Below are 26,506 nucleotides of genomic sequence, written 5' to 3' on the forward strand. Positions count from 1 at the left end.
CCCGCCTGCTACCATGGCCCATCTACAAGGAGCGGTAATGGCTACAAAAGAGAAGTCTTCGACTGGTTTGGCGGCGTTGGTTGAAAAGGCGCTTCAGCAGAAGAAGCTGGCTGCCGCCACGCAAAAGCCGACGGGATCTTCCCTGTCGAACATGGCGGGACGCAAGCAAATGGGGCGTCCCGCAGGTCGCAAACGCTGATTCATTTCACCTTGGCAATGCCCGCCGGCGCCTCCAGCGCGGCGGGCGTTGCCAATCGGTTCATTCTTCCCCCTTGTTCCACCGTCACGGCGTCTACCGTGATATCACGCAGCACGATGCCTGGCGCCACCTCGGCGCCGGTTCGCCATGCCAAGGGCGGGCCACCGTCCACGCTGAGCACCGCCGCGCCATCCGGGCCGGCCGCGATCAGGCCCAGCACGCTGATCTGCGTGCGCATCACTTCATCCTTGCCAAACCATAACGCCACCGGCGTGTTGTCGGCCGCGCGCGGCAGGGCCGCCGATACGGCGGGCGGCAGCGCGCCTGGACGCGGGGCCAGCAGGATCGACCCCCACACGCCCACGCCTGCCGCCAACGTCAGCACAGCAATAACACGCAGCGCGGCGGGCGCGGAAGGCAGGGAAGGGCGCAAGGAAAGAGGCATGGGTGTACAGCAGCGGATACGGTAGGGGAAACAGGGCAGGGAACGCGCCCGACTATAGCGGGGCAACGTGACAATTACGCGATAGCGCGGCAACGACAGCGCCATGCCGACGCAATGTCGCAATCAATGCCGCCGCGCAACGCAGCAACCCCCGCCTATTCCCCCCGATTCAGCTTCCCTACAGTTTTCTGTCATTCCTCCTACACGGCGCGTCTCTAGCATGCGGACACGCTCAGGTTCAACGCTTGGGCATCCATCCGAACCAACAGGGAAACCGCATGCAAGACATGAATCAAGCCAATCGCCGCCGACTGCTGAAAATGCTGGGGGGCGCCCCGATGCTGCCGATCGGCGGCGTCAGCATGGCGGCGTTGCTGGCCGGCTGTAATTCAAGCGATGACGATGACGACTCGACCGACACGCCGCCTGACACGGGTACGCAGCCGCCCGCCACGGTGACCTTCTCGTCGGCGTCGTTCACGTCCATGCCCGCGCCCACGCTGGCCAACCCGGAACTGATGGCCCGCACCACGGTGAGCTCGGCCATGAACCTGGCTTTCAGCGATGGCTCCAAGCGCACGGTCGAACTGGGCTACGAGCCCTTCTTCATCACGGGCGACAACGTGCCTGACGGCAAGGGCGGCGTGGCCATCGCCGGCGGTTACTTCAACCTGGCCGGCTCGCCCATCATGGACAACTCGGTGCCGGCACAGGCGCGCCAGTTCTTCTCGAACTGTCCGGACGGTACGTCGTTGCTGGCGCTGTCGGCCCCCACCACGGTGCCGGGCGTGGCGGGCAACGCCGTCTATGCGGTGGTGCAGTTCGAATACCAATCGATGGACCAGGCCGGCAATGACATGTATGGCTTGCTGCCGTCGCCCATCGCCGTGCTGACGCTGTCGCAAGACCCCAATACCGGCAAGCTCAGCCTGGTCAAGTACAGCAACGTGGACACCTCGTCGGTGCATGGGCTGTGGATCACCTGCGGCGCCAGCCTGTCGCCGTGGGGCACGCACCTGTCCAGCGAAGAGTACGAGCCGGACGCGACCACGGCGGTTGGCTCGGCTTCGTTCCAGGCGTACAGCAACAACGTCTATGGCGATCCCAACAAGGCCAATCCGTACCACTACGGCCATCTGCCGGAAGTGACCGTGCACCCTGATGGCACCGGCACGATCAAGAAGCACTATTGCATGGGCCGCATCTCGCACGAGCTGGTGCAGGTGATGCCTGACGAGCGCACCACGCTGATGGGCGACGACGCCACCAATGGCGGCCTGTTCATGTTCGTGGCGGACCGCAAGGCGGACTTGTCGGCCGGCACGCTGTACGTGGCGAAATGGACGCAGACCTCGGGTACGGGTCCGGGCGCCGGCACGCTGACCTGGATCAAGCTTGGCCACGCCACCAGCGCCGAAGTCAAGGAACTGGCCGACCAGCTTACCGCCGCCGACATCATGGACGTGCTCACGGCCGACCCCGCCGACGCCTCCTTTACGAAGATCCGCTACAGCGGCCGCGACAACTGGGTCAAGCTGCAACCGGGCCGCCGCCAGGCCGCGGCCTTTCTGGAAACGCACCGCTACGCGGCGATGGTGGGCGGCTCGCTGGCCTTCACCAAGATGGAAGGCACCACCGTCAACATCAAGGACAAGATCCTGTACAGCGCGATGTCGCGTATCGATTCGTCCATGACGGACGGCCTGGTCGCGGGCTTCAAGGTGGAAGCCAATTCCGCCGGCGCGGTGTATCAACTGCACTTGCAAGCGGGCCAGGTCGATACCGACGGCGGCGCGATCGACAGCGAATGGGTGCCGGTGGACATGGCCGCCGTGACCGAGCTGATCGGCAAGCCGCTGGCCACGCCGGATGCGCTGGGCAACACGCACAACGCCGATTTTGTGTCCAACCCCGATAACCTGAAGTTCTCGGAAAAGCTGCGCACCCTGTTCGTGGGTGAAGACAGCGGCGGCCACGTCAACAACTTCCTGTGGGCCTACAACGTCGATACCAAGGCCTTGTCGCGCCTGCTGTCGTGCCCGGTGGCGGCGGAGTCCACCGGTTTGCAGGCGGTGGATGAAATCAATGGCTGGACCTACATCATGAGCAACTTCCAGCACCCGGGCGACTGGGGCAGCGTGCATGCCGTGGTGCGGCCCACGCTGGAACCGCTGATCAAGGCCAATTACAAGGACGGCTTTGGCGCGGCGGTGGGTTACCTGACGGGCGTGAAGATCGGCGCGTAAGCAGGCGCTTGTTGCGTCGGCTTGATGGCTGACGTTGCGGCATAGGGGACCGGTACGCCGGTCCCCTATGCATTGCGCGCATCGCAGTACCAACGGGCATCAGTACTTGCGGGAATCATTTCTCAGGTGTAACGCCGGCCATCCCATTGCCGGCTGGCTCCTACACTCGGCGGCGTCAGGCTCGCCTGATGCGTCTGAGGTGTCTTCCGGCATGCGCGCTGGCGCGCGGTCGCGCGAGGGCAGTGCGTGCATGGCCGGTTCGTTGTTGGGGGTTTGAACCTGGGAGCGTTCACATGAAAAATCCTGACCATACTGATCGTCGCCGGCTGCTCAAGCTGCTGGGCAGCGCGCCGATGTTGCCGCTGGGCGGCGCGGCGCTGGCTGGCTTGCTGTCCTCGCGTCATGCGGTGGCTACCGTCACGACGCGGGCGGCCGACTCTGCGTCCACCGCGGCCACCTCCGCCGAATTCCTGTCCGCCGAATTCATCTCCATGCCCGCGCCGGGCTTGTCGGATCCGGCGGGCATGGCGCGCACCACGGTGGAATCGGCGATGGAACTGGTGTTTGCCAACGGCACGCGGCGGCGCGTGCAACTGGGCTACGAAGCGTTCTTCATGACGGGCGACCAAGTGCCCGATGGCAAGGGCGGCACCGTGCTGGCGGGCGGCTACGTCGACATCAACGGCAAGCCCATCCTGGATACCTCCGTGCCCAAGCGCACCCGGCCGTTTTTTTCAGACTGTCCGGATGGCATGTCGCTGTTGACCCTGGCCCGGCCCGTGGGCGAGGCCGACGGAGCAACCGGCCCGCCGGAGGCCACCGTGCATGCGGTGGTGCAGTTTGAATACCTGTCGCGCAACCAGGCGGGCGTCGACATGTGGAGGCACCTGCCATCGCCGATTGCCGTGCTGACGCTGGCGCAAGACCTGCAGACCGGGACGTTGCGCCTGGTTCGTTACTGCAATGTGGACACCGCGCCGGTGCATGGCCTGTGGGTCACCTGCGGGGCCAGCCTGTCGCCGTGGAACACGCATTTGTCCAGCGAGGAATACGAGCCCGATGCCACCACGGCGCGCGACGCGCCTTGGTTCCGGGCGTTCAGCCGCCACCTGTATGGCGACGCGCGCCGCGCCAACCCGTATCACTACGGCCATCTGCCCGAAGTGACCGTGCACGCCGACGGCACGGGCAGCATCAAGAAGCACTATTGCATGGGCCGCATCTCGCACGAACTGGTGCAGATCATGCCCGACCAGCGCACCGCCTTGATGGGGGACGACGCCACCAACGGCGGCCTGTTCATGTTCGTGGCCGACCGCAAGGCGGACCTGTCGTCGGGCACGCTCTACGTGGCCCGCTGGATGCAGACGTCGGGCGTCGGGCCGGGCGCGGCGGCGCTGCGCTGGATACGGCTGGGCCACGCCACCAGCGCCGAGGTCAAGGAGATGGCTGACGAACTTGTCGCCGCCGACATCATGGACGTGCGCACGGTCGACCCCGTGGATACGCGCTACACCCACATCCGCTTTGACGGCAAAGACAACTGGGTGCGGCTGAAGCCGGGCCGCCGCCAGGCCGCGGCCTTTCTGGAAACGCACCGCTACGCTTCGCTTGCGGGCGGCACGCTGGCCTTCACCAAGATGGAAGGCACCACGGTGAACGCGCGCGACAAGATTGCGTACACCGCCATGGCGCACATCGAAACGTCCATGGTCGACGGCACGTCGCCGCACCTGCGCGTGGAAGGCCCGGACGCGGGTGCGGTCTATCAATTGCATCTGCAAGGGGGGCAAGCGGACACCGACGGCGTCGCCATCGACAGCGACTGGGTGCCGGTGGACATGGCCGCCGTGCCCGAACTGGTGGGCGCGTTGCTGGCCACGCCCGACGCGCTGGGCAACCGCCACCGAAGCGACTGCATATCCAACCCCGACAACCTGAAGTTCTCGGAAAAGCTGCGCACCTTGTTCATCGGCGAAGACAGCATGGGGCGCGTGAACAGCTTCCTGTGGGCGTTCAACGTGGATACGCGCGTGTTGTCGCGCCTGTTGTCTTGTCCGGTCGCCGCCGAATCCACCGGCCTGCACGCGGTGGATGACATCAATGGCTGGACCTACATCACCAGCAACTTCCAGCACACGGCGGACTGGAACGAGGTGCATGACGTGGTGCGGCCCGTGCTGGAACCCTTGGTCAAGGCCAACTACAAGGACGGCGCGGGTGCGTCGGTGGGCTACCTGACGGGGGTGACGCTGAACCTCTGACGACCCGCGCGGGGTGGGGCGGGCGCCATCCCCACCCCAAAGAATCCTGATCCGACGATCAAACTTTCTGGCCTTCCCTTCATGGACCTTTCACGTTCGCCCGCCACTATGTGCGCAGCGAAAACCCTGTTCATGAAACGAGAAGAGAAGCATGAAAGCAATGGATTGGAGAAGATGGTGCGCCATGTTGCTGGCCACCAGCGCGTTGGCGGGCTGTGGGGGCGATGACGACGATGACGGCGCCGAGACCATGCCGCCGACGCAACCCCCCGTGACCGAACCGGCGCCGGCGACGGCCGACAAAGTGTTGTTCATCGGTGTTGATGGCCTGACCTATGACGCCCTGCGTCGCGGCGTGGCCGACCAGACGCTGCCCAACATCGGCCAATTGACGGCCACGCGCGCCTGGACGGGCGGCGTAACGGGTGACGTCACCCAGCAGCCCACGCTGGCCGCGCCAAGCTGGGCCACCTTGTTGACCGGCCAGTGGGCGGACGCGCACGGCGTGCGCTCCAACGCGGCGGGCCAGGCCATGAAAACGGCCAGCCTGTTCCAGCGCATCAAGACGGCGCATCCCGATGCGCGCACGGCGGGCGCCTTCAATTCGCCCTTGCTGGCCGGTCTGGTCGGCAGCGATCGCGACGCCGGTTACCTGCAGGCCCTGACCGATTGCGCGGGCGTTGACGACTGCGTCGCCTCGCAAGCGCGTGACCGCATAACGGAAGGCTATGACGTGGTCGTTGCGCAATTCGGCGCACCCGAGCGCGCCGCGTCCGATAGCGGTTTTGGCGCCAACTACAACGCCGTGATCCGCCAGACCGACGCGGCGATAGGCGTGTTGGCCAAGCAGATTGCCGACCGCCGCGCGGAACATCCCAACGAGAACTGGATGATGGTGGTGACGTCCAGCCACGGCCTGGGCAAGACGGGCGTGGCCGATGGACTGCCGCAAGCGGCGAACAAGACCATCTTCCTGGCCTCGAACCAGCCGACGCTGCTGGGCGGCAGCGCGGACGACGCGTCGTTTGACGGCGTTTGGGACAACAACTGGTACGCGCTGCCCAGCGCCGCCGACATTGCGCCCACCCTGTTGGCGCACCTGGACGCGCTGCCTGCCGAGGGGCAATACGACATGGCAGGCACGCCCTTGTCCGAACCCCTGGCGCTGCGCCGCCTGGCGGCCCGCACGTCCATGGACAACAAGACCGTGACGCTGTCCTGGGTGCGCGTGGGCGAACCCGTGGGCGACATCATCGTCAGCCGCGACGGTGTCGAGGTGGCGCGCCTGCCTGGCACCGACACGGGCTACGCCGATACCGGTTTCACCTTCGATACCGAAGGCGTGCATACGCTGAACTACAGCGTGGCCACGGGCCGCGCCACCAGCGCCACCCGCGCCACGGTGGTGTATGCCAAGCCGGTCGAGCTACTGGCGTCGCTGCGCACGGGCCTGACGATGCTGTTCCCCTTCGAAGGCGATGTGACCGACGTGGCGGCGGGCGGCGGCGCCATCACCCCGTATGACGGCGTGCAGGCACCGGCCTACGCCGATGCCGGCGTGTTCGGCAAGATGTTCAAGAACGAGCGCGGCACGGCCGCCCTGGGCGCCTTCAAGCTGGACTATCCGGCCGGCATGCTGGACAGCCTGTCCGTCTTCACGATCGGCTTCTGGTATCAGTCGGACGGCACGGCGAATGACCGCTCGATCATTGGCAACAAGGACTACAACTCCGGCGGCAATCCCGGCATCACCATCGCCCAGTGGGCCGGCCCCGAGCTGCGCTTCAACGTGGCGGGCGGCGGTTATCGCGCCGACATCAACGGGCTGAAGTTCACGGCGAACAAGCCCGTCTACATCGCCATGACCATCAACAAGCCCGCCAAGACCATGACGGCCTTCGTTTACGACAGCGAAATTGGTTTCCTGCGCCGCAACACGACCACCGGGTCGGTCGACCTGGGGCTGGTGGCCGGTGTGTTCGGTCCGCACATTGGCCTGAACGAAGACGGCCGAGGCACCTACGGCATCTGCTGCGCGGGCACCAAGGGTGCGTACACCATGAATTTTGACGATCTGGCCTTCTGGTCGCGCGCATTGACCGAGGACGAAGTGAAGTCCCTCGCGCTGTCCGGCAAGTCCGTTTCCGACCTGTTTCCCTGATGTTTCTAGGATAGAAAAGCCATGAGCCATTCCCTGATCTTGCGCGGCCTGCTGCGCGCCGGCGCGGTGCTGATGCTGACCGCCACCCTGGCCGCCTGCGGCGGTGATGACGGCGACGACAGCACGACGCCGCCCGACAACGGCGGCGGCACGGAAACGCCCGCGCCCCCCACGCCCACCAAGCCCGAACTGCGTTGCGCACCCTAAAGCGCGCTCCCTACCGAGTCATAGGAAACCCATCCGTGAAGTCCGAAAAAGACCCGATCCACGCCGGCAAGCGCCGCTTCCTGCGCAACGCCGCCGCGTCCACCGCCGGCCTGACCGCGCTGTCGATGTTCCCGCCCGCCATCCGCCGCGCGCTGGCCATCCCCGCCAACAACCGCACCGGCACGATCAACGACGTTGAACACGTCGTGATCCTGATGCAGGAGAATCGTTCGTTCGACATGTACTTCGGCACGTACAAGGGCGTGCGCGGCTTTGGCGATCGCATCACCATTCCGCTGCCGCAGAACCGTTCGGTGTGGGAACAGACCAACGGCACCCGCGTGGTCATGCCGTATCACCTGGACAGCACGCAGGGCAACGCCCAGCGCGTGGCCGGCACGCCGCATGACTATATGGATGCACAGATGGCATGGGACGGCGGCCGCATGGAGCAATGGCCGCGCTACAAGCAGAACCAGTCCATGGGCTACTACCGCCAGAAAGAAGTGGACTTTCAGTTCCTGCTGGCCGAAGCCTTCACGCTGTGCGACGCCTACCACTGTTCCACCCACGGCGGCACCAACACCAACCGCCTGTTCCTGTGGACCGGCACCAACGACCCGCTGGCCCAAGGCAATGGCCCGTCGACCCGCAACCAGTGGGACAGCCTGGGCGCATCCACCACCGGCTGGACGTGGAAGACGTATCCGGAACGCCTGCAAGAGAATGGCGTCACGTGGAAGGTCTATCAGAACCTGCCCGAGAACTTCGGCGACAACTCGCTGGCGGGCTTCCAGCAATACCGCCGCGCCAACGAACAGGCCGGCAACGCCGCCAACGGCTCGCCGTATCCGGCCTGGACGCCCAGCATGGACGCCACCAACCCCTTGTACAAGGGCACGGCCAACACCATGCCGGACGGCGGCTTCCTGCAATCGCTGCGCGACGACGTCAACAACGGCACCTTGCCGCAAGTGTCCTGGATCGTGGCGCCCGCCACGTATTCCGAACACCCCGGCCCGTCCAGCCCCATCCAGGGCGCGTGGTACATCCAGGAAACGCTGGACGCGCTGACGGCCAACCCGGACGTCTGGAGCAAGACCGTCCTCTTGATCAACTTCGACGAAAACGACGGCTACTTTGACCACGTGCCGCCGCCCGCCGCGCCGTCGTTGAACGCCGATGGCTCGATGGCGGGCGCGTCCACCGTCAACACCGACCTGGAACGCCACACGCACGCCTCGGCCCAGGATGCGGCCGACAACCGTGTCTACGGCCCCGGCCCGCGTGTTCCGATGTACGTGGTGTCGCCGTGGAGCCGTGGCGGCTGGGTCAATTCCCAGGCGTTCGACCACACCTCGGTGCTGCGCTTCCTGGAAGCCCGCTTCGGTGTGCCCGAAGACAACATCAGCCCGTGGCGCCGCGCCGTGCTGGGCGACCTGACCTCGGCCTTCAACTTCGCCACACCCAACGACGAAGCGCTGCCCGACCTGAACAGCCTGACGCGCGCGGGCGCGGACCAGGTGCGCGCCGACCAGCAAGCCTTGACCGCCGTGCCGCTGCCGGACACGACGGTGCAGGCCAAGCCCGAGCAGGAAAAGGGCTATCGCTATGCGCGCCCCTTGCCGTATGAGCTGCATACCAGCGGCCGCAGCGAGCCCAGCATGGGCGCCATGTGGCTGCTGTTCTCCAACACCGGCAAGCAGGCGGCGGTCTTCCATGTGTATGACCGCCTGCATCTGGACCGCCTGCCGCGCCGCTACACGGTGGAGCCCGACAAGCAGTTGGAAGGCAGCTGGGACACGGCGGCCGACGGCGGCAAGTACGACCTGTGGGTGTTGGGCCCCAACGGCTATCTTCGCCACTTCGCGGGCGACCTGGCCCTGGCGCGCACGTCGCAGCTGGACCCGGAAATCCGCGTCTGCTACGACATCGCCAACGGCGACCTCTACGTCAGCTTCATCAACAGCGGCAAGGTCGATTGCACCTTTGAAGTCACGCCCAACGCCTACTACAGCAATAACGAGCGTTGGACCCTGACCGTGCCGGCCGGCGCCAAGGTCGAACAACACTGGGCGCTGGAAGGCAGCGGCCACTGGTACGACTTCACGGCCCGCCTGGCTGAAGACCCGGCCTACCTGCGCCGCTTTGCCGGCCACGTTGAAACCGGCAAGCCGTCGGTGACCGATCCGGCTATGGGGTCTTAAGGCTCAGGCGGCAGTTTGCGGCTCGCGCGCCCGGAAAGCCGTGGCGCACGCGTCGCAGATTGCCGCCGTAATGCCCTGGCGCGCATGTTCGCGCCGTTCCAGCATGCCGATGGCCCGCGAAAGCGGGCCTAAGTCTTGGGGCAGCGTCAGAATGCGTAGTTCGGGGCTGTGCTGCCAGTTGGACCCATTGATCAGCGGCAGCAGGGTCACGCCCACTTCCTGACGCACCAGTTCCACCAGCGTCTCGATGGCGTTGAGCTCCAGGAATTCGTTCAGCGGCACCGCCAGGCGCCGCAGCAGGCGGTCGATCTGCAAGCCCGTGCGCTGGGTGCGGTCAAAGCGCAGGAAGGGGTTGCCGGCCAGCACCTGGCGGGCGTCCTTGCCGGGCGCCGACGCGGGCGCAATCACCACCAGTTGCTCTTCATATAGCGGCGTCCAGCGCGTGCTGGCCATCTTGCGCCCCGCTTCCACCAGAAAGGCCGCGTCCAGTTCGCCGTCTTCGACCTTGCCGGCCAGTTCACTGGCCTTGCCCGACAGAATGCGCACGTCCAGCTTGGGGTGGGCCTTCTTCAACCCCGATACCACCTTGGACAGCGTGCCCATGCACGACACGATGCTGCCCACCGATACCGCGCCGGCTAATTCGCCCGGCACGGTTCTCGGCAGCCGCATTCGGTCGTATAAATCCAGTAAATGCTTGATTTCAGGTAGCAATTCACGGCCAGCTGCGTTAAGAATGGCAAGTCGGCCGCTGCGGTCAAAGAGTTCACGGCCCAGCTCGGCTTCCAATGAACGCATCTGGAAGCTGACGGCGGCCTGGGTCAGCGCCACTTGCTCGGCCGCTTCGGAAAAAGAGCCATGGTGGGCGACCGCCAGGAAAGTGCGTAAAAACCGGATGGTGCTCATAGCGGCAACCCATAAAAATTTCTTTTATGACGGAACAAAAAATCAAATTGATTTAATTAGATCACGAGAGTACCTTCGCCTGCTTAACCGTTCAGACCGTTTAGAGACAAGCACATGAAAACCTTCGACTGGGCCAACCCGTATCCTTCCGTCCGCATTCCGCTGTTCGCGCGCAACGTGGTGTCCACGTCGCACCCGCTGGCGGCCCAGGCGGGCCTGCGCATGCTGCTCAAGGGCGGCAACGCCGTGGACGCCGCCATTGCGGCCGCCGCCACGATCGTGCTGGTGGAACCGGTGTCTTGCGGCCTGGGCGGCGACTGCTTCGCCATCGTCTGGGATGGCAAGGAACTGCATGGCTTGAACTCGTCGGGCGTGGCGCCCGCCGCGTGGAATACCGAATACTTCAAGGCCAAGTACGGCACCGGCCCCGACGGTCTGGCCATCCAGCCCAAGCGCGGCTGGGACGCCGTGACGGTGCCGGGCGTGGTGGCCGGTTGGGCCGCGTTGCACGAAAAGCTGGGCAAGCTGCCGTTTGAACAACTGTTCGAACCCGCCATCGAAATCGCCGAGCGCGGCTATGCCGTGCCGCCGGTGGTGGCGCACAAGTGGGCCGCCGCCGCCGACGAACTGAAGTCGCAGCCGGGCTACGCCGCCGCCTTCATGCCCGAAGGCCACGCGCCCAAGGTCGGCGAACACTTCCGTTTTCCGGATGCCGCCAACACGCTGCGCCGCATCGCCGAATCCAAGGGCCGCGACTTTTATGAAGGCGAGCTGGCCGAACGCATCGCCGCCTTCAGCAAGGAATGCGGCGGCGCGATGACGCTGGAAGACCTGCGCAACTACCGTCCGGACTGGGTCAAGCCCATTTCCAAGTCGTACCGTGGCTACGAGCTGCACGAAATCCCGCCCAACGGGCAGGGCATCGCCGCGCTGATCGCGCTGGGCATCGTCGAGCGCTTTGATCTGGCTGACATGCCGGTGGATTCGGTGCAGTCGCAGCACATCCAGATCGAAGCCATGAAGCTGGCATTCGCCGACCTGTACCAGTACGTGGCCGACCCGCGTTCCATGCAGGTGACGCCGGAACAGATGCTGTCGGACGCCTACCTGGACAGCCGCGCCAAGCTGATCCGCCTGGACCAGGCCACCCATTTTGAAGCCGGCCGCCCGCATGCCGGCGGCACCATCTACCTGACCGCCGCCGACGAAAACGGCATGATGATCTCGTTCATCCAGTCCAACTACATGGGCTTCGGCTCGGGCGTGGTCGTGCCGGGCACCGGCATCAGCATGCAGAACCGTGGCGTGGGTTTCTCGATGGATCCCAAGTCGGCCAACGTGGTCGAAGGCGGCAAGCGCCCGTTCCACACCATCATCCCGGGCTTCCTGACGCGCGGCGGCAAGCCGGTCATGAGCTTTGGCGTGATGGGCGGCGACATGCAGCCCCAAGGCCACATGCAAACCGTGGTCCGCATGATCGACTACCACCAGAACCCGCAGGCCGCTTGCTGCGCGCCGCGCTGGAAGGTCAACCGCGACTTCACGCTGGACATCGAAACCAACATGAAGGCGTCCACCATTGCAGGCCTGAAAGACCTGGGGCATGCTTTGAAGTCGGTAGACGATCCGTACATGGACTTCGGCGCCGGCCAGTTCATCTGGCGTATGTCCGAAAACGACAACGAGCTGGGTTATGTCGCCGCCAGCGATAGCCGTCGCGACGGCCAGGCAGTCGGCTTCTAAACGGCTTCCATACGTAACGCTCTCAAGCACAAGGGGAAATACCACAATGAAACGCTTGACCTTGACCTTCGGCGCCAGCGTGCTGGCGCTGGCCGCCGGCGCCGCGTGCGCCCAGAACATCCGCATCGGCCTGCAGGAAGATCCGGACGTGCTGGACCCGCACCGCGCCCGCACCTATGTGGGCCGCATCGTGTTCACGTCGCTGTGCGACAAGCTGGTGGACATTGATCCCAAGCTGCACTTCGTGCCGCAACTGGCCACGTCGTGGTCGTTCAGCCCCGACAACAAGGTGCTGACCTTCAAGCTGCGTGACGACGCGCTGTTCCACGACGGCTCGAAGTTCGACGCCGCCGCGGCGAAAGCCAACATCGAACGCGCCAAGTCCCTGCCGGACAGCCTGCGCAAGGGCGAACTGGCCTCGGTCGACAAGGTAGACGCGCCGGATGCCACGACGCTGGTGCTTACCCTGAAGAAGCCGGATGCCACCTTGCTGGCACAGCTGTCCGACCGCGCCGGCATGATGCTGTCGCCCAAGACCTTCAATGATGCCGATGTGGCCGCCGTGGGCCGCAAGCCCATCTGCTCGGGCCCGTACAAGTTTGTGGAACGCATCCAGAACGACCGCATCGTGCTGGAGAAGTTCGACAAGTACTACGACGCCAAGGACTATGCCTTCCAGCGCATCACCTTCCTGCCCATCCCCGACACCACTGTGCGCTTGTCGAACCTGCGCGCGGGTGACCTGGACATGCTGGAACGCCTGAACCCGTCGGACGCGCCTCAAGTCAAGACCGACGCCAGCCTGACCTTCGCGCCGGTGGCCGGCCTGGGCTTCCAGCAGTTCATGTTCAACGTGGGCAACGGCAAGCGCGCGGAAGACAACCCGTTCAAGAACAAGCTGGTGCGCCAGGCGTTCCAGTACGCCATCGACCGCAACGTCATCAATGACGTGGCAGGCGGCGGCATCTTCGAACCCGCGCAGCAGCCGTTCCCGCCGGCAAGCCCCTATCACAGCGACAAGTTCCCCGTCACCAAGCGTGACGTGGCCAAGTCCAAGGCGCTGCTGAAGCAGGCCGGCATGGAACGCGTGAAGGCCGAGCTGGTGTTCGGCAACAACACGACCACGTCGTCCATCGCCGAAATCGTGCAGGCCATGGCGGCCGAGGCGGGCTTTGATCTGTCCTTGCGTCCCACGGAATACGCGGCCCTGCAGAAAGAAGCGTCGGCCGGCAACTTCCAGATCGTGATGCTGGGCTGGTCCGGCCGGGTTGACCCGGACGGCAACATCTATGCGTTTGTGACGTGCAAGGGCGCATTGAACGACGGCCATTACTGCAATCCGGAAGTGGACAAGCTGCTGAATGAAGCGCGCACCATTCCCGATGAAGCCCAGCGCAAGGTCATTTACGAAAAGGCGCTGACCATCATGCAGGACGAGCTGCCCGGCGTGTACAACTACTACCAGCCGTGGCCGTTCGTGATGGCCAAGAAGGTCAAGGGCTTCACGCCGTATCCCGATGGCATGATCCGTCTGAAGGGCGTGACGTTCGCGCAGAAGTGACGACGAGGCGCGGCGGCCCGCCTGTTTGGTGGCCGCCGCGCGCGTGGGACGCAGCGATGCGTCCCATGGCTTTTTGCGGCGGACGTGCGCCAGGTGCTGTTGGCCTGAGCCCGTCCGCCGTTCCTGTTCTACGGTTTTCCCCACATGCTTAAACTTATCTTGCGCCGCGTGATCGTCGCGATACCGACCCTGATACTGGTGTCGATGATCGTCTTCATGCTGCAGAAAATCTTGCCCGGTGACCCGGTGCTGACGCTGGCCGGTGAAGAGCGCGACCCGGCCGTGCTGGACTACCTGCGCGACAAATACCGCCTGAACGACCCGCTGCCCGTGCAATACGCGGCCTGGGCCGGGCAGGTGCTGCAAGGCGACCTGGGCAAGTCCCTGCGCACCGACGTGCCCGTCACGACGCTGATCGCGCAAAAGCTGCCCGTCACCTTGCAACTGGCCGCCATGGCCATGTTCTTTGCGCTCTTGATCGGCATTCCCATGGGGATCATTGCCGCGGTGCGCAAGGGCAAGCCCATTGAAATGGGCGCCAACATCGCGGCGCTGTCCGGCATGTCGATTCCAAACTTCTGGCTGGGCATCATCCTGATCATGGTGGTGTCGGTGCAATGGCGGCTGTTGCCGGCCTCGGGCTATGTGTCGCCGGCCGAAGACTTCTGGCTGTCGATCAAGACGATGCTGATGCCGTCGCTGGTGCTGTCCACGGCAATCGCGGCGTATCTGATGCGGCACACGCGTTCTTCCATGCTGGAGGCGCTGTCGGCTGACTACGTGCGCACCGCGCGGGCCAAGGGCGTATCGCCACGCAAGGTGGTGCTGCGCCATGCCTTGCGCAATGCGTTGATGCCGATCGTGACGCTGGTGACTTTGCTGTTTGGTGAATTGCTGGCCGGCGCGGTGTTGACCGAGCAGGTCTTCACGATTCCGGGCTTTGGCAAGCTGGTGGTGGACGCGGTGTTCACGCGTGATTACGCGGTGGTGCAGGGCGTGGTGCTCTGCGTGGCGGTGGGCTTCATTCTGATGAACCTGCTGGCCGACATTCTGTACATCCTGGTCAACCCCCGCCTGAGGCACTCATGAGCGCAAATACTGCAACGGCCGCTGCCGTCACGCCGCCCCGCAGCCGCAACCGCGCCTGGGGAAAATTCAAACGTAACCACATCGCGATGCTGGGTCTGGGCATCGTGGCGTTCTTTGTGCTGCTGGCCGTGCTGGCGCCGTTCATCGCCAACCACGATCCCTTGCAAACCAGCTTCACCACCATCCGCAAGGCGCCGTCGGCGTCGTATTGGCTGGGCACGGATGAACTGGGCCGCGATATTTTCAGCCGCATGGTCTATGGCGCCCGCGCGTCGTTGATGGCGGGTCTGGTGTCGGTGCTGATCGCTTTGGTGGTCGGGGTGCCGTTCGGGCTTGCCGCCGGTTACTTCGGCGGCTGGACGGACAGCATCATTTCGCGCGCCACGGAAGCGCTGCTGGCCATTCCGTTCCTGATCCTGGCGATTGCGCTGGCCGCGTTTCTTGGGCCCAGCCTGACCAACGCGATGATCGCCATTGGCGTATCGGCCGCGCCCAAGTTCGTGCGGCTGACGCGCGGGCAGGTGCTGGCGGTGAAGAACGAAGACTATGTGCAAAGCGCGCGCGCGCTGGGCGCGTCCGACTTGCGCATCATCGGCCGACACGTGTTTCCCAACGTGATGCCGCCGCTGATCGTGCAGGCCACCATCACCATCGCCACGGCCATCATCGCCGAGGCCAGTCTGTCGTTTCTGGGGCTGGGCCTGCAACCGCCGACGCCGTCGTGGGGCTCGATGCTGAACACGGCCAAGAACTTCATGACCCAGGCGCCCTGGATGTCGATCTTTCCCGGATCGGCCATTTTCCTGGTGGTGCTGGGCTTCAATCTGCTGGGTGACGGGCTGCGCGACGCGCTCGATCCGCGTCAGGAAAAGTAATCACTATGGCAACAATGGATTCCAAACGCGTCGTCGAGGTCAATGGCCTTTCCGTGCGCTTCAAGACCCCGGATCGCACGGTGGACGCCGTGCGCAATGTGTCGTTCCATGTGGACCGCGGCGAAACCCTGGCCATCGTGGGTGAGTCGGGTTCGGGTAAATCGGTGACGTCGCTGGCGCTGATGCGCCTGGTGGAGTATGGCGGCGGCAAGATCATCAATGGCGACATGTTCCTGCGCCGCCGCAATGGCGAGGTGCTGGACCTGGCGAACGCGCCGGACACGACGTTGCAGCGCGTGCGCGGTGCGGACGTGGCGATGATTTTCCAGGAGCCGATGACGTCGCTGAACCCCAGCTTCACGGCGGGCAACCAGATTGCCGAGGCCTTGCAACTGCATCAGGGGCTGGACGCGGCCGCAGCGCGGGCAGAGACGCTGCGCATGCTGGAGCGGGTGCGCATTCCCGAAGCGCGCGCCATTCTGGACCGTTATCCGCATCAGCTGTCTGGCGGGATGCGGCAGCGGGTGATGATCGCGATGGCGTTGTCGTGCAAGCCGCAATTGCTGATTGCGGATGAACCGACCACGGCGCTGGATGTGACGATTCAGGCGCAGATCCTGCAACTGATCCGCCAGTTGCAGGAAGAGATGGACATGGGGGTGATTTTCATCACGCACGATATGGGCGTGGTGGCGGAAGTGGCCGACCGGGTGCTGGTGATGTATCGGGGCGACAAGGTGGAAGAGGGCGGTTCGGACGAGATTTTCGCGCGTCCGCAGCATGCCTATACGCGCGCGTTGCTGTCGGCGGTGCCGCGCTTGGGCGCGATGCACGGCACGGATGAGCCGGCGCCGTTTCCGCTGCTGAAGCTGGAAGAGGCCGCGCAGGTGGTGAACCCGGCTGCGCTGGTGGATGCGCCAGTGGCGGCGCCGTCAACGGTGCGTCGCGAAAATGGTCCGGTGCTGAAGGTGCGGGACCTGACGACGAGTTTCGATATTACGGGCGGCATTCTGGGCCGGGTGCAGAAGCGTGTGCATGCGGTGGAGAAGGTCAGCTTTGATCTGTACCCGGGCGAGACGCTGTCGCTGGTGGGTGAGTCGGGCTGCGGCAAGACGACGACGGGTCGGTCGCTGTTGCAACTGGTGAAGAGCAAGGGTGGGACGATCGAGTTCGATGGTAAGAACATTGGTGCGTTGCGCGGTAGCGCGATGCAGACGTTGCGCCAACATATCCAGTTCATTTTCCAGGACCCGTTCGCGTCGCTGGACCCGCGCATGACGGTGGGGTATTCGATCATGGAACCCTTGCTGATCCACGGCGTGGCAAAGGGCAAGGCGGCCGAGGAACGGGTGCGCTGGCTGATGGAAAAGTGCGGGTTGCTGCCGGAAATGATCGACCGCTATCCGCATGAGTTTTCGGGTGGGCAGCGTCAGCGTATCTGCATTGCGCGGGCGTTGGCGTTGAATCCGAAGGTGGTGATTGCGGATGAGTCGGTGTCGGCGCTGGATGTGTCGATTCAGGCGCAGATCGTGAATTTGCTGCTGGATCTGCAACGGGAACTGGGGGTGTCGTTCCTGTTCATTTCGCACGATATGGCGGTGGTGGAACGCGTAAGCCACCGGGTGGCGGTGATGTATCTGGGTCAGATCGTCGAAATTGGCCCACGCCGCGCCATCTTCGAGAACCCGCAGCATCCGTATACGAAGAAGCTGATGGCGGCGGTCCCGATCGCGGATCCGCAACGGCGGCATCGCGAACGGTCGCTGCTGGTGGATGAGATTCCCAGCCCGATGAGAAAGCTGGGGGACGATCCGCTGGTGGAGCCGCTGGTTGCCGTCGGAGAAGGGCATTTCGTGGCGCGGCATTCGGTTGGGGTTTATTGAGGCTTGGGGTTCTTTTGGGGCGAGGTAGGTCCTGGAATTCGATGCGGATCCTAGGCTGCCGTGGCTCCTGGGCTGCGATGTAGCTACTGGCTGCGATGTCGATCCTAGGATGCGATGTCGATTCTAGGATGCGATGTTGGTTCTTAAGACGCGTTCGGCGTTGGGGCGAGGATGAGCTTGGCTCAACGATTGCGGTCCGGAGCCTTCGCTCCGGACTGCCCCTTCGTCATCCTCGTTGCCGCCTGCGGCGGCTGCCTTCGGATTCCCTCGGGCGCATCGACTCGCCGCGCTCACCCTCGCCCCAACGCCAAACGCTCCAGCCATAGCCGGTGACGGACGCTGGGGCGAGCGGCGTGCTTGGCATTCTTGCCACGGGGGTGGTTTGGCGGAAGGTCTTGCAGGGCCGCCAAAGCCGGCCGCGCGGGCGGCCTTTTTTGGCATTTGGGTGGTGCTTGCCGCGCTAGTTATTCCCTGCTGTCGGCGGATGCCACCCATGGCACGGGCTTTACGGATGCCACCCATGGCACGTGCTTCACCGATGCCACCCATGGCACCGGCTTCACCAATGCCGCCCATGGCACCGGTTTCATCGATGCCACCCATGGCACCGGCTTCACCATTACCACCCATGGCGCGGACCTCACCACTGTAGGATGGGTGAAGCGCGGCATGCCTTGAATAAAAACGCCAACCGCCATCGCGCGTAACCCATCAACCACCCCGCAAAAAAACCTACCCCCTCTCCACCGCCAATTTCAACCCAAACGCAATAAACACCGCGCCCGTCATCCGGTCCAATCCCCGCATGACTTCCGGCCAGGCGGTATCATGGCGGGCTTCACGCAATTCGCACCATTCACTACGGATTTTTCGCCATGGCCCTGCGCGCCACCATCTACAAGGCCGAACTCAACGTCGCCGACACGGACCGCCATTACTACGGCAGCCATGCGCTGACGGTCGCCCGTCACCCCTCTGAAACGGACGAACGCATGATGGTGCGCCTGGTGGCGTTTGCCCTGCATGCGCAGGAAGAACTGGCGTTCACCAAGGGTTTGAGCGACACCGACGAGCCCGACTTGTGGGTCAAGGACCTGACCGGCGCGGTCAAGCTGTGGATCGAAGTGGGCCAGCCCGAAGAGCGCCGCATTCTGCGCGCTTGTGGGCGTGCCGACGAAGTCATCATCTATTGCTACGGCGGGTCGGCCAGCAAGATCTGGTGGGACGGCGTGCGCAACAAGCTGGAACGCACCCGCAACCTGAAGGTGGTGAATTTGCCGTCCGACCAGAGCCGGGCGCTGGCCAAGCTGGCCGAGCGCACCATGCAACTGAACGCCAACATCTCGGACGGCATTGTGTATTTCTCGGCCGACAAGGGCGAGGTCAGCGTCGAACCCGAGGTCTGGCGCTAAGCGCCGCGCCTGCGGGGTGCATCGTCGCAAACCCCGCAGTTACATCCCCCTCCGTTACAAAATCCCCCCAGATTTTTCTTGCGCCCCAGATTTTTGCGGGATTAATATGATGATCATCATATTTCAGGATCCCAAGCATGTCTGGCCCCTCGAACCGCAAGGCGCTTTCTCACGAACGGATTGTTGATGCCGCTGCGCGCGCCATCCGTCGGGAAGGGTATGCCGGGGTGGGGGTGGCCGACATCATGAAGGAAGCCGGGTTGACGCATGGCGGGTTCTACGCGCATTTTCCGTCGCGCGACGCGCTCTTGGCTGCCGCGACGGAACGTGCCGGGCGCGATGGTGCATCGCGCATGATGCAAAGCATGGCCAAGCGCCAGGCCGAGGGCGCCAGCGCGCTGCGGGCCTGGGTGGACGCCTATCTGGGCGACGCGCATCTGCAAGGGTGCGAGCGGGGTTGCCCGGTGGCGGCGCTGGCTTCCGAGATGCCGCGCCAGTCTCCCGACGTGCGCGAGGTGTCGGCCGCGCGTGTGCAGCGGCTGATGCAGGCGGTGCGTGGCGTTTTGCCCCCGGACGCGGGCGAACACGCCGCCGCAGCGGTGACCAGTACGCTGGTGGGTGCGTTGCAACTGGCGCGCGCGCTGGGCGATAACCCCGAGGGGCGCGCCGTGTTGGCGTCGGCCCGACAGAGCATTCTTGACCAATACGACACGGTGGCGGCCTCATGAGTTTGACCGCCTACCGATTTCCAGGCCGCCGTGCGCGGCCTTTTTACCCGACATGAATATGATGATCATCATATTTAAACCTGCCAGCAGTCTCCACTTTCCGACAAGGACCCCATCATGAATCTCAGGAATGCAGTCGTGTTGATTACCGGCGCCAACCGCGGTCTGGGTTTGGCTTTTGCGCGCATTGCGTTGGCCCGTGGCGCCCGCAAGGTCTACGCCGCCGCGCGCGACCCATCCACGATCTCCTTGCCTGGGGTCGAGGCCATCAAGCTGGATGTGTCCAACCCCGCCGACGTGGCGGCCGCCGCGGCGCGCGCCACGGACGTGACGCTGGTCATCAACAACGCGGGCATCGCGGCCATGGGTGGCTTTCTGGACGGCGACGCCATCGAGTCGGCGCAACGCCACCTGGACGTCAATCTGTTCGGTTCGCTGCGCGTGGCGCAGGCATTCGCGCCCGTGCTGGCCGCCAATGGTGGCGGTGCTTTGTTGAACGTGCTGTCGATCGCCAGTTGGATCAACGGCCAACCGCTGGGCCTGTACGCGATGAGCAAGTCGGCCGCCTGGGCCATGACGAACGGCTTGCGTCACGACTTGCGCGCGCAGGGCACGCAGGTGCTGGGCTTGCATATGGGCTTTGTCGATACCGATCTGACCAAGGGCATAGATGGTCCGAAGTCCACGCCGGACGCCATCGTCAACCAAGCGTTCGACGGCCTGGAAGCGGGCGCGCAAGAGGTGTTGGCCGATGAGCGGACTCGCCAGGTCAAGCAAGGCTTGTCGGCCAACCCGCCGGTCTACCTGTAAGCGCGGGGCTAAGACCACCATGCATGCCAACGCGCATTCTCAAACGCCGCCGACCGCAGCGGCGACCGCAACGTCCACCGCCGCGCCCGTCACTGTTTCGCCCTGGCCCGTCTTCTGGGTGGCCAGCATTGCCGTGTTCCTGGTGTCTTTAGACGCCACCATGCTGTACGCGGCCTTTGGCGCTTTGCGCGCGGGCTTTCCCGAGGCGTCGGCCGCGGATATGTCCTGGGTGCTCAACGCCTACACCGTGGTGTACGCGGCCATGTTGATTCCGTCGGGCGGCCTGGCCGACACGCATGGCCGCAAGCGCATGTTCATGATTGGGGTGGTGTTGTTCCTGGCCGCCTCTGCCGCTTGTGGCCTGGCCGGCAGCGTGGGGTGGTTGATTGCCGCGCGCGTGTTGCAGGCGGTGGGCGCGGCGCTGTTGACGCCCGCGTCCCTGTCGATTGTGCTGGCGGCGTTTCCCCCGCAAAAGCGCGCGGTGGCGGTCAGCTTGTGGGGCGCGGTGGGCGGTTTGGCCGCGGCCATCGGCCCCAGCCTGGGCGCGTTCGTGGTGGACATGGCGGGCTGGCCCTGGGCGTTCTACATCAATCTGCCGCTGGGCGCGTTGTCGCTCTGGTTTGGCGCCGGGCTGTTGAAGGAATCGGTCAAGCCCGAGGCGCGCCGCCGTGTGGATGGCGTGGGCATGGTCTTGTTGATGGTGGCGGTGGGCGCGCTGGCGCTGGCGACGGTGCAATCGGAATCCCCGTCCTGGACCCGCGTGGAACTGCTGGTGGTGGCGGCGGTGAGCGTGGTGTCGATGGGCGCGTTCGTGGCCTGGGCGCGTTCCACGCCGCATCCGTTGGTGGATCTGGCCTTGTTCAAGCACCCCACCTACCGCTATGTGAACCTGGCCACGCTCAGCTTCGGCATTGCGTTCGCCATGATGTTCTTCGCCTTCTTCTTCTACATGACGGGCGTGTGGCACTACAGCCTGCCGCGCGCGGGCCTGGCGGTCACGCCCGGCCCCTTGCTGGTGATGCCGACGGCCATCATCACCGGCCGGCTGGCGGCGCGCCTGGGTCACCGGCCGTTCCTGGTGATGGGTTCCTTGATCTACGCGGCCAGCGGTCTGTGGTTCTTGCTGGTGCCGGGCGAACAACCCGCCTATCTGACGCAGTGGTTGCCGGGCCTGCTGTTAAGCGGCATCGGCGTGGGGATGGTGCTGCCGTCCTTGTCGGGCGCCGCCGTCAGCCGCTTGCCGGCGCAACACTACGCGGTGGGCAGCGCCGTCAACCAGGCTACGCGCCAGATCGGTGGGGTGATGGGCGTGGCGATCACGGTGTTGCTGCTGGGGCAGGGCGCGGTCAGCCACGCGGATTTCTCGCCCTTGTATATGGGGCATGTGGGGCTGGCGTTGTTGACGGCCTTGCTGTGCCTGGCGGTGGATACGCGGCCGGGCAAGGGGTGAACGGGTGGGGGCACGAAGTGCGCAATACTGAAGGAGGCAAGCCGCGCTAATCTCCGCGCCGTATCGTCACACGTAGCCCGGGCTCAAAGTCGATCGCCGCCTCACGCATTGCAAACCGGATGTTCATGCCGTGGTTGTGAGCAATGCGGCGAGCAATCGACACGCCCAGCCCACTACCGGCTTCTTCATGCCCCGCCGCGCGCAAGAATCGATCGCCCAGCCTGGGTAGTACGTCGGGGGCGATGCCCGGGCCTTCATCATCAACGGTGATGTCCGTTGCCGAGAACGTCAGGCGTACGCGGGAATGCCGGGGTCCGTAGCGTATCGCGTTGTCCAGAATGTTCTTGAGCATGATCGTCAGCGCGCTTTCATCGCCCGCCATCGGCAGCGGCAACACGCCGCTTTCAGGCCATTCCACGGCGATGTCGATATCGCGCCGGTCGGCGATCCACAGGCAGTCTCCCACCGCTTGTTCAGCCACCACCCGCCAATCGACGGAGCCGCCAAAGTCGGCGTGGTTGGCGCTGTCCAGACGGGCCATGGTCAACAATTGAGACACCAGCCGGTCCAGCCTTTCCATGCCCCGAGTGACGCTGTCCTGAGCCTGGCGCCGTTCAGCGGCATCTTGGGTACGTTGCACCACATCCCATTGGGCTCGTACTGCCGCCAAGGGCGTGCGCAACTCGTGAGCGGCGTCTGCCGTCAGGCGTCGCTCTTGTTCGATCAGTGTTCCGACGCGCGCCAGCAAGCCGTTCATTGCGTCCGTAAGCACCTTCAGTTCGCCCGGTACTTGCGAGCTTGACAAGGGCGTGGCGTCATCAGGGCGACGTCGCTCCAACTGCTTCGATAGATCTCGAACCGGCCGCATCGCCTGGCGTACGGCGAATATCAGCAAAGCGATCAGCACGGGTAGCCCCACCAGCCAGGGAACAATCTGGCCAGCGATGTAGGCAACCACCAGGTCGTTGCGTTCGCCGATGCGCTGTCCGACCGCAATGCGGGTTTGGTTGGACGCATCGCTCAAGTAGACCAGCCGCCAGGGCTCGCCATTGACGACGCTTTCGACGAATCCCTCCCTGTTTTCCTCACGCGGAAACTGCATCGCTTCGGGATCCAGCACCAGCGGGGCACCGGCGCCCCGCCAGATCGCAACAGAGAGATCGCCCAGCCCAGCGTCGCCCGCGTCCGACCGAGACGGCGTCTTCGCGGGCGTGGGCAGCAGGGTGGCGGACGGGGGAATCAGCGCCGAGATGGCCAGCGTCTGCTGCGCCAGCCGCAGCATATCCGTGTCGTAGAGCTCGTTGATCTCGTGCGAGGCGCGCCAGTAGGTTCCGGCGATGGTGATCAGCCAAGCGATTGGCGCGGCCAGCAGTACGGCAACGATAAGCCTGCGTTGCAAGGTCATGAGTCGGCGTCCACTTGGCCCAACGCGTAGCCTGATCCACGCACGGTGCGCACAATCTTGGGATGAATTTTCTTGCGCAGGTGGTGCACGAATACCTCGAGCGCATTGCTTTCGAGGTCCGAGTCCCAGTCGTAGAGTTTGTCGCGAATAAAGTCGCGGGTAAGGACGCGGTTTGGGTGCGTGAGAAATAGCTCGAGCAGCAGCGCTTCGCGCGTGGTCAGATCCACCTTCTGACCCTTCCAGTGCACTTCGTGCAGGGCAGGGTGGTAGTCCAGATGGCCATGGCGCCACACGGGTTCGGGCTTGCCCGCCACGCGTCGTGTCACCGCCCGCAAGCGTGCTGCCAGTTCGTCCAATGTAATGGGTTTGATCAGGTAGTCGTCCGCGCCGGCATCCAGCCCCGCGATGCGGCTTTCGACGGCTTCGCGCGCGGTCAGGATCACCACCGGCAAGCTGCGGCCATTGCGGCGCCAGCGCTTGAGCAGCGCCACACCGTCTTCGCCCGGCAATCCAAGATCCAGCACCACGGCATCGTAGTGCACCACGTCCATGGCCTGGTCGCCTTCGCGGCTGCTGGTGAACCAGTCGACGGCATAGCCCAGCAAGCGCAGGCCGGATTTCAAGCCATCGCCGATCAGCGGGTCGTCTTCAATGATGAGGATTCTCATTTATTGCCTTCGCATTGCCTTCGCGCGATATTCGGCTGAGATTACCACCACGTACCCGTTAATTTCTCATTAAGGTTGGCTGCCTAAGCTGCGCACCAGATGTCGATAAACCGACTCACATCGACCGGATGCCAGTATGCCGCAAACCAAGTTTTCATCGTCTTTCACGCAGAGTTCGATCGCCACGCAGCCAAGGCCTGTGCCCCGCACGCTGCATATCCACCCCGTCGGCGACCCCATGCGTGGCCGCGTGGAAACCTACATTCATCAACGCTATCAGCAACGATTCGGCGCAACGCTGAAAGATTGGCTGCCCACGCTCGTAAGCGTGCAGGAAGACGGAGAAATCCTCGCGGCCGCCGGCTACCGGGGCGCGGACGATCCCTTGTTTCTTGAACGCTACCTGGCGGCGCCGATTGAGCAGTACTTGCGTGACCAGGACGCGCCGGTCGCGCGCCGACTGATCGTGGAAGCCGGCCAGTTTGCCTCGGCGCGGCCGGGAGGCGGGCGGCTGTTGGTGCCACTGCTTGCTCGTCATTTGCACCAGCAAGGCTTCGACTGGGCGGTCAGCACCCTGACCAGCGAACTGCACCACCTGTTCGCCCGCATGGGCTTGGCGCACCAGCCGATTTCAGCGGCTACCTCGGATCATCTGAACGAGCAGGAACGTGGCGACTGGGGCGACTACTACGCCCATGCGCCCCATGTCTTCGCGGGACGCCTGCACGCCATTCTTGAACACTTTCCGGAGCAGGATGCATGAACGCCGCCGAGTTTTTCTCCCTGATGCGGGACCCGAGCCGCGCTGGCCATCTTGCGCTACAGGCCGGCAAGGAATCACTGGATTACGAAGGCTTGCTTGGCCGGGTGCAAACACGGGCAGATCTGCTCGGAACCCATCGCGCGCAAGTCACCGCGTCACTGATGGACAACGGCGCCGACTGGATCGTCCACGATCTGGCGTGCTTGCTGGCGGGCGTGGTGCATGTGCCCTTGCCCCTGTTCTTCACGCCGGATCAGTGGCGTCAAACGCTGGACGCAGCCGGCGTGAATACCGTTATCGGGCCGGTGTCGATGCAAGCCATGCTGCACGCATTCGGCTTCGAACTGGCCGAGGCGTTGCCGGATGCGTCGGCGCTGTTCCGGCGTGCTGCAAGTGCCGCGCCTTTGCCGCATGGAACCGCGAAGATCACGTTCACCTCCGGCTCAACCGGCAGCCCCAAGGGGGTGTGCCTGGGCGCCACCGAAATGCTGGCCGTGGGCGCCAGCCTGGCGGCCGCGACCAGGCCGCTGGGCATACGGCGCCACCTGACCGCCTTGCCGCTTCCGGTGCTGTTGGAGAACATTGCCGGCGTCTACTCGCCACTGATCGAGGGGGCCACCATCACGACGCGCCCCTTGAGCGAGACCGGCTTGCAGGGTTCATCCCGCTTTGATCCCGCCATTTTTCATGCGGCGCTTGTCGATGCTAAGGCGCAAAGCGTCATCGTCTTGCCGCAGATGCTGCGCGCTTATACCGGCTGGCTGCGGGCGACAGGCTTCGGCGCCCCACCTGAGCTTCGCTTGATGGCGGTTGGCGGCGCGGCGGTGGGCGAGGACTTGCTGGCCACCGCCCGCGCGCAAGGGCTGCCCGCCTACGAAGGCTACGGCCTGTCCGAAGCCTGCTCGGTGCAGACCCTGAACTTGCCCGGCGCCGATTGTCCGGGCTCGGCGGGCCGCCCCTTGCCGCATGCGCGCTTGCGCGTGTCCGCCGACGGTGAAATCGAGGTGGCCGGCACGCATGCGTTGGGTTACCTGGGCCAGCAGGCCGAGCCACGGCAGTGGCTGCCAACCGGTGACCTGGGTCGATTGGACGAAGCAGGGTTTCTGCACATTGATGGACGCAAGAAGAATCTGTTGATCACCGGCTTCGGGCGCAACGTGTCGCCCGAGTGGATAGAGCTGCGACTGGCGAACCAGGCCGCTATCGCCCAGGCCGTGGTGCTGGGCGAAGGCCAGTCCGAGCTGGGCGCGGTGATCTGGCCGCTGGGCGAGGTGGGTGACGAGGCCATACGCGCCAGCATCGATCGCGCCAACGCCGCACTTCCCGACTACGCACGGATCGGCCCGTGGATGCGCGCGCTGGCCGACTTCAACGCGGCCAGCGGCATGGCTACCGCCAACGGCCGACCGCGCCGCGCTGCCGTGGCGGACCTGCATGCCGACCTGTTTTCGCGGACAACCGCACAACCTCTGGTGTAAATCGTC

The 26,506-nt window shown here is 64.6% G+C and carries 22 protein-coding genes; 18 read left to right on the forward strand and 4 right to left on the reverse strand.

Features of this window, described 5'->3' with window-relative positions; all coding sequences use genetic code 11:
• Nucleotides 1-13 precede the first annotated feature (13 nt).
• Complete coding sequence (locus P8T11_RS02040; protein ID WP_268078569.1) at nucleotides 14-199, forward strand: hypothetical protein; 186 nt, start codon at nucleotides 14-16, stop codon at nucleotides 197-199.
• 1 nt (nucleotide 200) lies between these two features.
• On the opposite strand, the gene P8T11_RS02045 is transcribed toward P8T11_RS02040, so the two are convergent.
• A complete protein-coding gene (locus P8T11_RS02045) occupies nucleotides 201-644 on the reverse strand; it encodes a general secretion pathway protein GspC (protein ID WP_268078568.1) in 444 nt (147 codons plus the stop codon).
• Between the two features lie 278 nt (nucleotides 645-922).
• Between P8T11_RS02045 and P8T11_RS02050 the strand changes: the two genes are divergently transcribed.
• The 5 genes from P8T11_RS02050 to P8T11_RS02070 all read left to right on the forward strand — a co-directional run bounded on the left by P8T11_RS02050 (nucleotide 923) and on the right by P8T11_RS02070 (nucleotide 9,729).
• Nucleotides 923-2,890, forward strand: coding sequence for a PhoX family protein (locus P8T11_RS02050; RefSeq protein ID WP_277549469.1), 1,968 nt, complete (start codon nucleotides 923-925; stop codon nucleotides 2,888-2,890).
• A gap of 293 nt (nucleotides 2,891-3,183) precedes the next feature.
• A complete protein-coding gene (locus tag P8T11_RS02055) occupies nucleotides 3,184-5,154 on the forward strand; it encodes a PhoX family protein (RefSeq protein ID WP_268078567.1) in 1,971 nt (656 codons plus the stop codon).
• A gap of 184 nt (nucleotides 5,155-5,338) precedes the next feature.
• A complete protein-coding gene (locus tag P8T11_RS02060; RefSeq protein ID WP_278072163.1) occupies nucleotides 5,339-7,315 on the forward strand; it encodes an alkaline phosphatase family protein in 1,977 nt (658 codons plus the stop codon).
• A gap of 21 nt (nucleotides 7,316-7,336) precedes the next feature.
• On the forward strand, nucleotides 7,337-7,522 hold the full coding sequence (locus P8T11_RS02065; RefSeq protein WP_277549467.1) for a hypothetical protein: 186 nt from the start codon (nucleotides 7,337-7,339) through the stop codon (nucleotides 7,520-7,522).
• Nucleotides 7,523-7,557: 35 nt separating this feature from the next.
• A complete protein-coding gene (locus P8T11_RS02070; protein ID WP_268078565.1) occupies nucleotides 7,558-9,729 on the forward strand; it encodes a phosphocholine-specific phospholipase C in 2,172 nt (723 codons plus the stop codon).
• Between the two features lie 3 nt (nucleotides 9,730-9,732).
• On the opposite strand, the gene P8T11_RS02075 is transcribed toward P8T11_RS02070, so the two are convergent.
• A complete protein-coding gene (locus tag P8T11_RS02075; protein WP_259248781.1) occupies nucleotides 9,733-10,635 on the reverse strand; it encodes a LysR family transcriptional regulator in 903 nt (300 codons plus the stop codon).
• Nucleotides 10,636-10,749: 114 nt separating this feature from the next.
• Between P8T11_RS02075 and ggt the strand changes: the two genes are divergently transcribed.
• From ggt to P8T11_RS02125, 10 genes are all read left to right on the forward strand, one after another.
• The gene (gene ggt, locus P8T11_RS02080) at nucleotides 10,750-12,378 is read left to right on the forward strand and encodes a gamma-glutamyltransferase (RefSeq protein WP_268078564.1); all 1,629 of its coding nucleotides are present in this window, start codon (nucleotides 10,750-10,752) and stop codon (nucleotides 12,376-12,378) included.
• 46 nt (nucleotides 12,379-12,424) lie between these two features.
• Nucleotides 12,425-13,939 carry an ABC transporter substrate-binding protein gene (locus P8T11_RS02085; protein WP_268078563.1) on the forward strand — a complete coding sequence of 505 codons (1,515 nt, stop codon included), beginning with the start codon at nucleotides 12,425-12,427 and terminating at the stop codon, nucleotides 13,937-13,939.
• A gap of 144 nt (nucleotides 13,940-14,083) precedes the next feature.
• Complete coding sequence (locus tag P8T11_RS02090) at nucleotides 14,084-15,028, forward strand: ABC transporter permease (protein ID WP_050449337.1); 945 nt, start codon at nucleotides 14,084-14,086, stop codon at nucleotides 15,026-15,028.
• Entirely contained in the window at nucleotides 15,025-15,903 is an 879-nt protein-coding gene (gene nikC, locus P8T11_RS02095; RefSeq protein ID WP_050449336.1) for a nickel transporter permease, read from the forward strand. Before P8T11_RS02090 ends, nikC begins: the two co-directional genes overlap by 4 nt.
• A 14-nt stretch (nucleotides 15,904-15,917) precedes the next feature.
• A complete protein-coding gene (locus P8T11_RS02100) occupies nucleotides 15,918-17,786 on the forward strand; it encodes a dipeptide ABC transporter ATP-binding protein (RefSeq protein ID WP_268078562.1) in 1,869 nt (622 codons plus the stop codon).
• Between the two features lie 357 nt (nucleotides 17,787-18,143).
• The gene (locus tag P8T11_RS02105) at nucleotides 18,144-18,464 is read left to right on the forward strand and encodes a hypothetical protein (RefSeq protein ID WP_268078561.1); all 321 of its coding nucleotides are present in this window, start codon (nucleotides 18,144-18,146) and stop codon (nucleotides 18,462-18,464) included.
• A gap of 197 nt (nucleotides 18,465-18,661) precedes the next feature.
• Nucleotides 18,662-19,198 carry a YaeQ family protein gene (locus P8T11_RS02110; RefSeq protein ID WP_050449334.1) on the forward strand — a complete coding sequence of 179 codons (537 nt, stop codon included), beginning with the start codon at nucleotides 18,662-18,664 and terminating at the stop codon, nucleotides 19,196-19,198.
• A gap of 137 nt (nucleotides 19,199-19,335) precedes the next feature.
• A complete protein-coding gene (locus P8T11_RS02115) occupies nucleotides 19,336-19,926 on the forward strand; it encodes a TetR/AcrR family transcriptional regulator (RefSeq protein WP_268078560.1) in 591 nt (196 codons plus the stop codon).
• A gap of 117 nt (nucleotides 19,927-20,043) precedes the next feature.
• A complete protein-coding gene (locus P8T11_RS02120) occupies nucleotides 20,044-20,736 on the forward strand; it encodes an SDR family oxidoreductase (protein WP_268078559.1) in 693 nt (230 codons plus the stop codon).
• A 19-nt stretch (nucleotides 20,737-20,755) separates the two neighbouring features.
• Nucleotides 20,756-22,186, forward strand: a complete 1,431-nt coding sequence (locus tag P8T11_RS02125; protein WP_268078558.1) for an MFS transporter — start codon at nucleotides 20,756-20,758, stop codon at nucleotides 22,184-22,186.
• Between the two features lie 46 nt (nucleotides 22,187-22,232).
• Here P8T11_RS02125 and P8T11_RS02130 read toward each other — a convergent pair whose 3' ends face one another.
• Both P8T11_RS02130 and P8T11_RS02135 read right to left on the reverse strand, forming a co-directional pair.
• Complete coding sequence (locus P8T11_RS02130) at nucleotides 22,233-23,591, reverse strand: ATP-binding protein (RefSeq protein WP_268078557.1); 1,359 nt, start codon at nucleotides 23,589-23,591, stop codon at nucleotides 22,233-22,235.
• Entirely contained in the window at nucleotides 23,588-24,259 is a 672-nt protein-coding gene (locus P8T11_RS02135) for a response regulator (protein WP_268078556.1), read from the reverse strand. The genes P8T11_RS02130 and P8T11_RS02135 overlap by 4 nt, the downstream gene beginning before the upstream one ends.
• Before the next feature lie 136 nt (nucleotides 24,260-24,395).
• On the opposite strand from P8T11_RS02135, the gene P8T11_RS02140 reads away from it, so the two are divergent.
• Both P8T11_RS02140 and P8T11_RS02145 read left to right on the forward strand, forming a co-directional pair.
• Nucleotides 24,396-25,022 (forward strand): thermostable hemolysin, encoded by a 627-nt coding sequence (locus P8T11_RS02140; RefSeq protein ID WP_268078555.1) that lies wholly within the window; start codon nucleotides 24,396-24,398, stop codon nucleotides 25,020-25,022.
• Nucleotides 25,019-26,500 carry an AMP-binding protein gene (locus tag P8T11_RS02145; RefSeq protein ID WP_268078554.1) on the forward strand — a complete coding sequence of 494 codons (1,482 nt, stop codon included), beginning with the start codon at nucleotides 25,019-25,021 and terminating at the stop codon, nucleotides 26,498-26,500. Before P8T11_RS02140 ends, P8T11_RS02145 begins: the two co-directional genes overlap by 4 nt.
• Nucleotides 26,501-26,506 lie beyond the last annotated feature (6 nt).

Source organism: Achromobacter spanius (assembly GCF_029637605.1).
Classification (GTDB): Bacteria; Pseudomonadota; Gammaproteobacteria; order Burkholderiales; family Burkholderiaceae_B; genus Achromobacter; species Achromobacter spanius_E.

Excerpts from the sequence above, each read along its gene's own strand:
- P8T11_RS02040 (WP_268078569.1), top strand. The coding sequence starts at position 14 with ATGGCCCATCTACAAGGAGCGGTAATGGCTACAAAAGAGAAGTCTTCG.
- P8T11_RS02045 (WP_268078568.1), bottom strand. The coding sequence starts at position 644 with ATGCCTCTTTCCTTGCGCCCTTCCCTGCCTTCCGCGCCCGCCGCGCTG.
- P8T11_RS02050 (WP_277549469.1), top strand. The coding sequence starts at position 923 with ATGCAAGACATGAATCAAGCCAATCGCCGCCGACTGCTGAAAATGCTG.
- P8T11_RS02055 (WP_268078567.1), top strand. The coding sequence starts at position 3,184 with ATGAAAAATCCTGACCATACTGATCGTCGCCGGCTGCTCAAGCTGCTG.
- P8T11_RS02060 (WP_278072163.1), top strand. The coding sequence starts at position 5,339 with ATGTTGCTGGCCACCAGCGCGTTGGCGGGCTGTGGGGGCGATGACGAC.
- P8T11_RS02065 (WP_277549467.1), top strand. The coding sequence starts at position 7,337 with ATGAGCCATTCCCTGATCTTGCGCGGCCTGCTGCGCGCCGGCGCGGTG.
- P8T11_RS02075 (WP_259248781.1), bottom strand. The coding sequence starts at position 10,635 with ATGAGCACCATCCGGTTTTTACGCACTTTCCTGGCGGTCGCCCACCAT.
- ggt (WP_268078564.1), top strand. The coding sequence starts at position 10,750 with ATGAAAACCTTCGACTGGGCCAACCCGTATCCTTCCGTCCGCATTCCG.
- P8T11_RS02085 (WP_268078563.1), top strand. The coding sequence starts at position 12,425 with ATGAAACGCTTGACCTTGACCTTCGGCGCCAGCGTGCTGGCGCTGGCC.
- P8T11_RS02090 (WP_050449337.1), top strand. The coding sequence starts at position 14,084 with ATGCTTAAACTTATCTTGCGCCGCGTGATCGTCGCGATACCGACCCTG.
- nikC (WP_050449336.1), top strand. The coding sequence starts at position 15,025 with ATGAGCGCAAATACTGCAACGGCCGCTGCCGTCACGCCGCCCCGCAGC.
- P8T11_RS02100 (WP_268078562.1), top strand. The coding sequence starts at position 15,918 with ATGGATTCCAAACGCGTCGTCGAGGTCAATGGCCTTTCCGTGCGCTTC.
- P8T11_RS02110 (WP_050449334.1), top strand. The coding sequence starts at position 18,662 with ATGGCCCTGCGCGCCACCATCTACAAGGCCGAACTCAACGTCGCCGAC.
- P8T11_RS02115 (WP_268078560.1), top strand. The coding sequence starts at position 19,336 with ATGTCTGGCCCCTCGAACCGCAAGGCGCTTTCTCACGAACGGATTGTT.
- P8T11_RS02120 (WP_268078559.1), top strand. The coding sequence starts at position 20,044 with ATGAATCTCAGGAATGCAGTCGTGTTGATTACCGGCGCCAACCGCGGT.
- P8T11_RS02125 (WP_268078558.1), top strand. The coding sequence starts at position 20,756 with ATGCATGCCAACGCGCATTCTCAAACGCCGCCGACCGCAGCGGCGACC.
- P8T11_RS02130 (WP_268078557.1), bottom strand. The coding sequence starts at position 23,591 with ATGACCTTGCAACGCAGGCTTATCGTTGCCGTACTGCTGGCCGCGCCA.
- P8T11_RS02135 (WP_268078556.1), bottom strand. The coding sequence starts at position 24,259 with ATGAGAATCCTCATCATTGAAGACGACCCGCTGATCGGCGATGGCTTG.
- P8T11_RS02140 (WP_268078555.1), top strand. The coding sequence starts at position 24,396 with ATGCCGCAAACCAAGTTTTCATCGTCTTTCACGCAGAGTTCGATCGCC.
- P8T11_RS02145 (WP_268078554.1), top strand. The coding sequence starts at position 25,019 with ATGAACGCCGCCGAGTTTTTCTCCCTGATGCGGGACCCGAGCCGCGCT.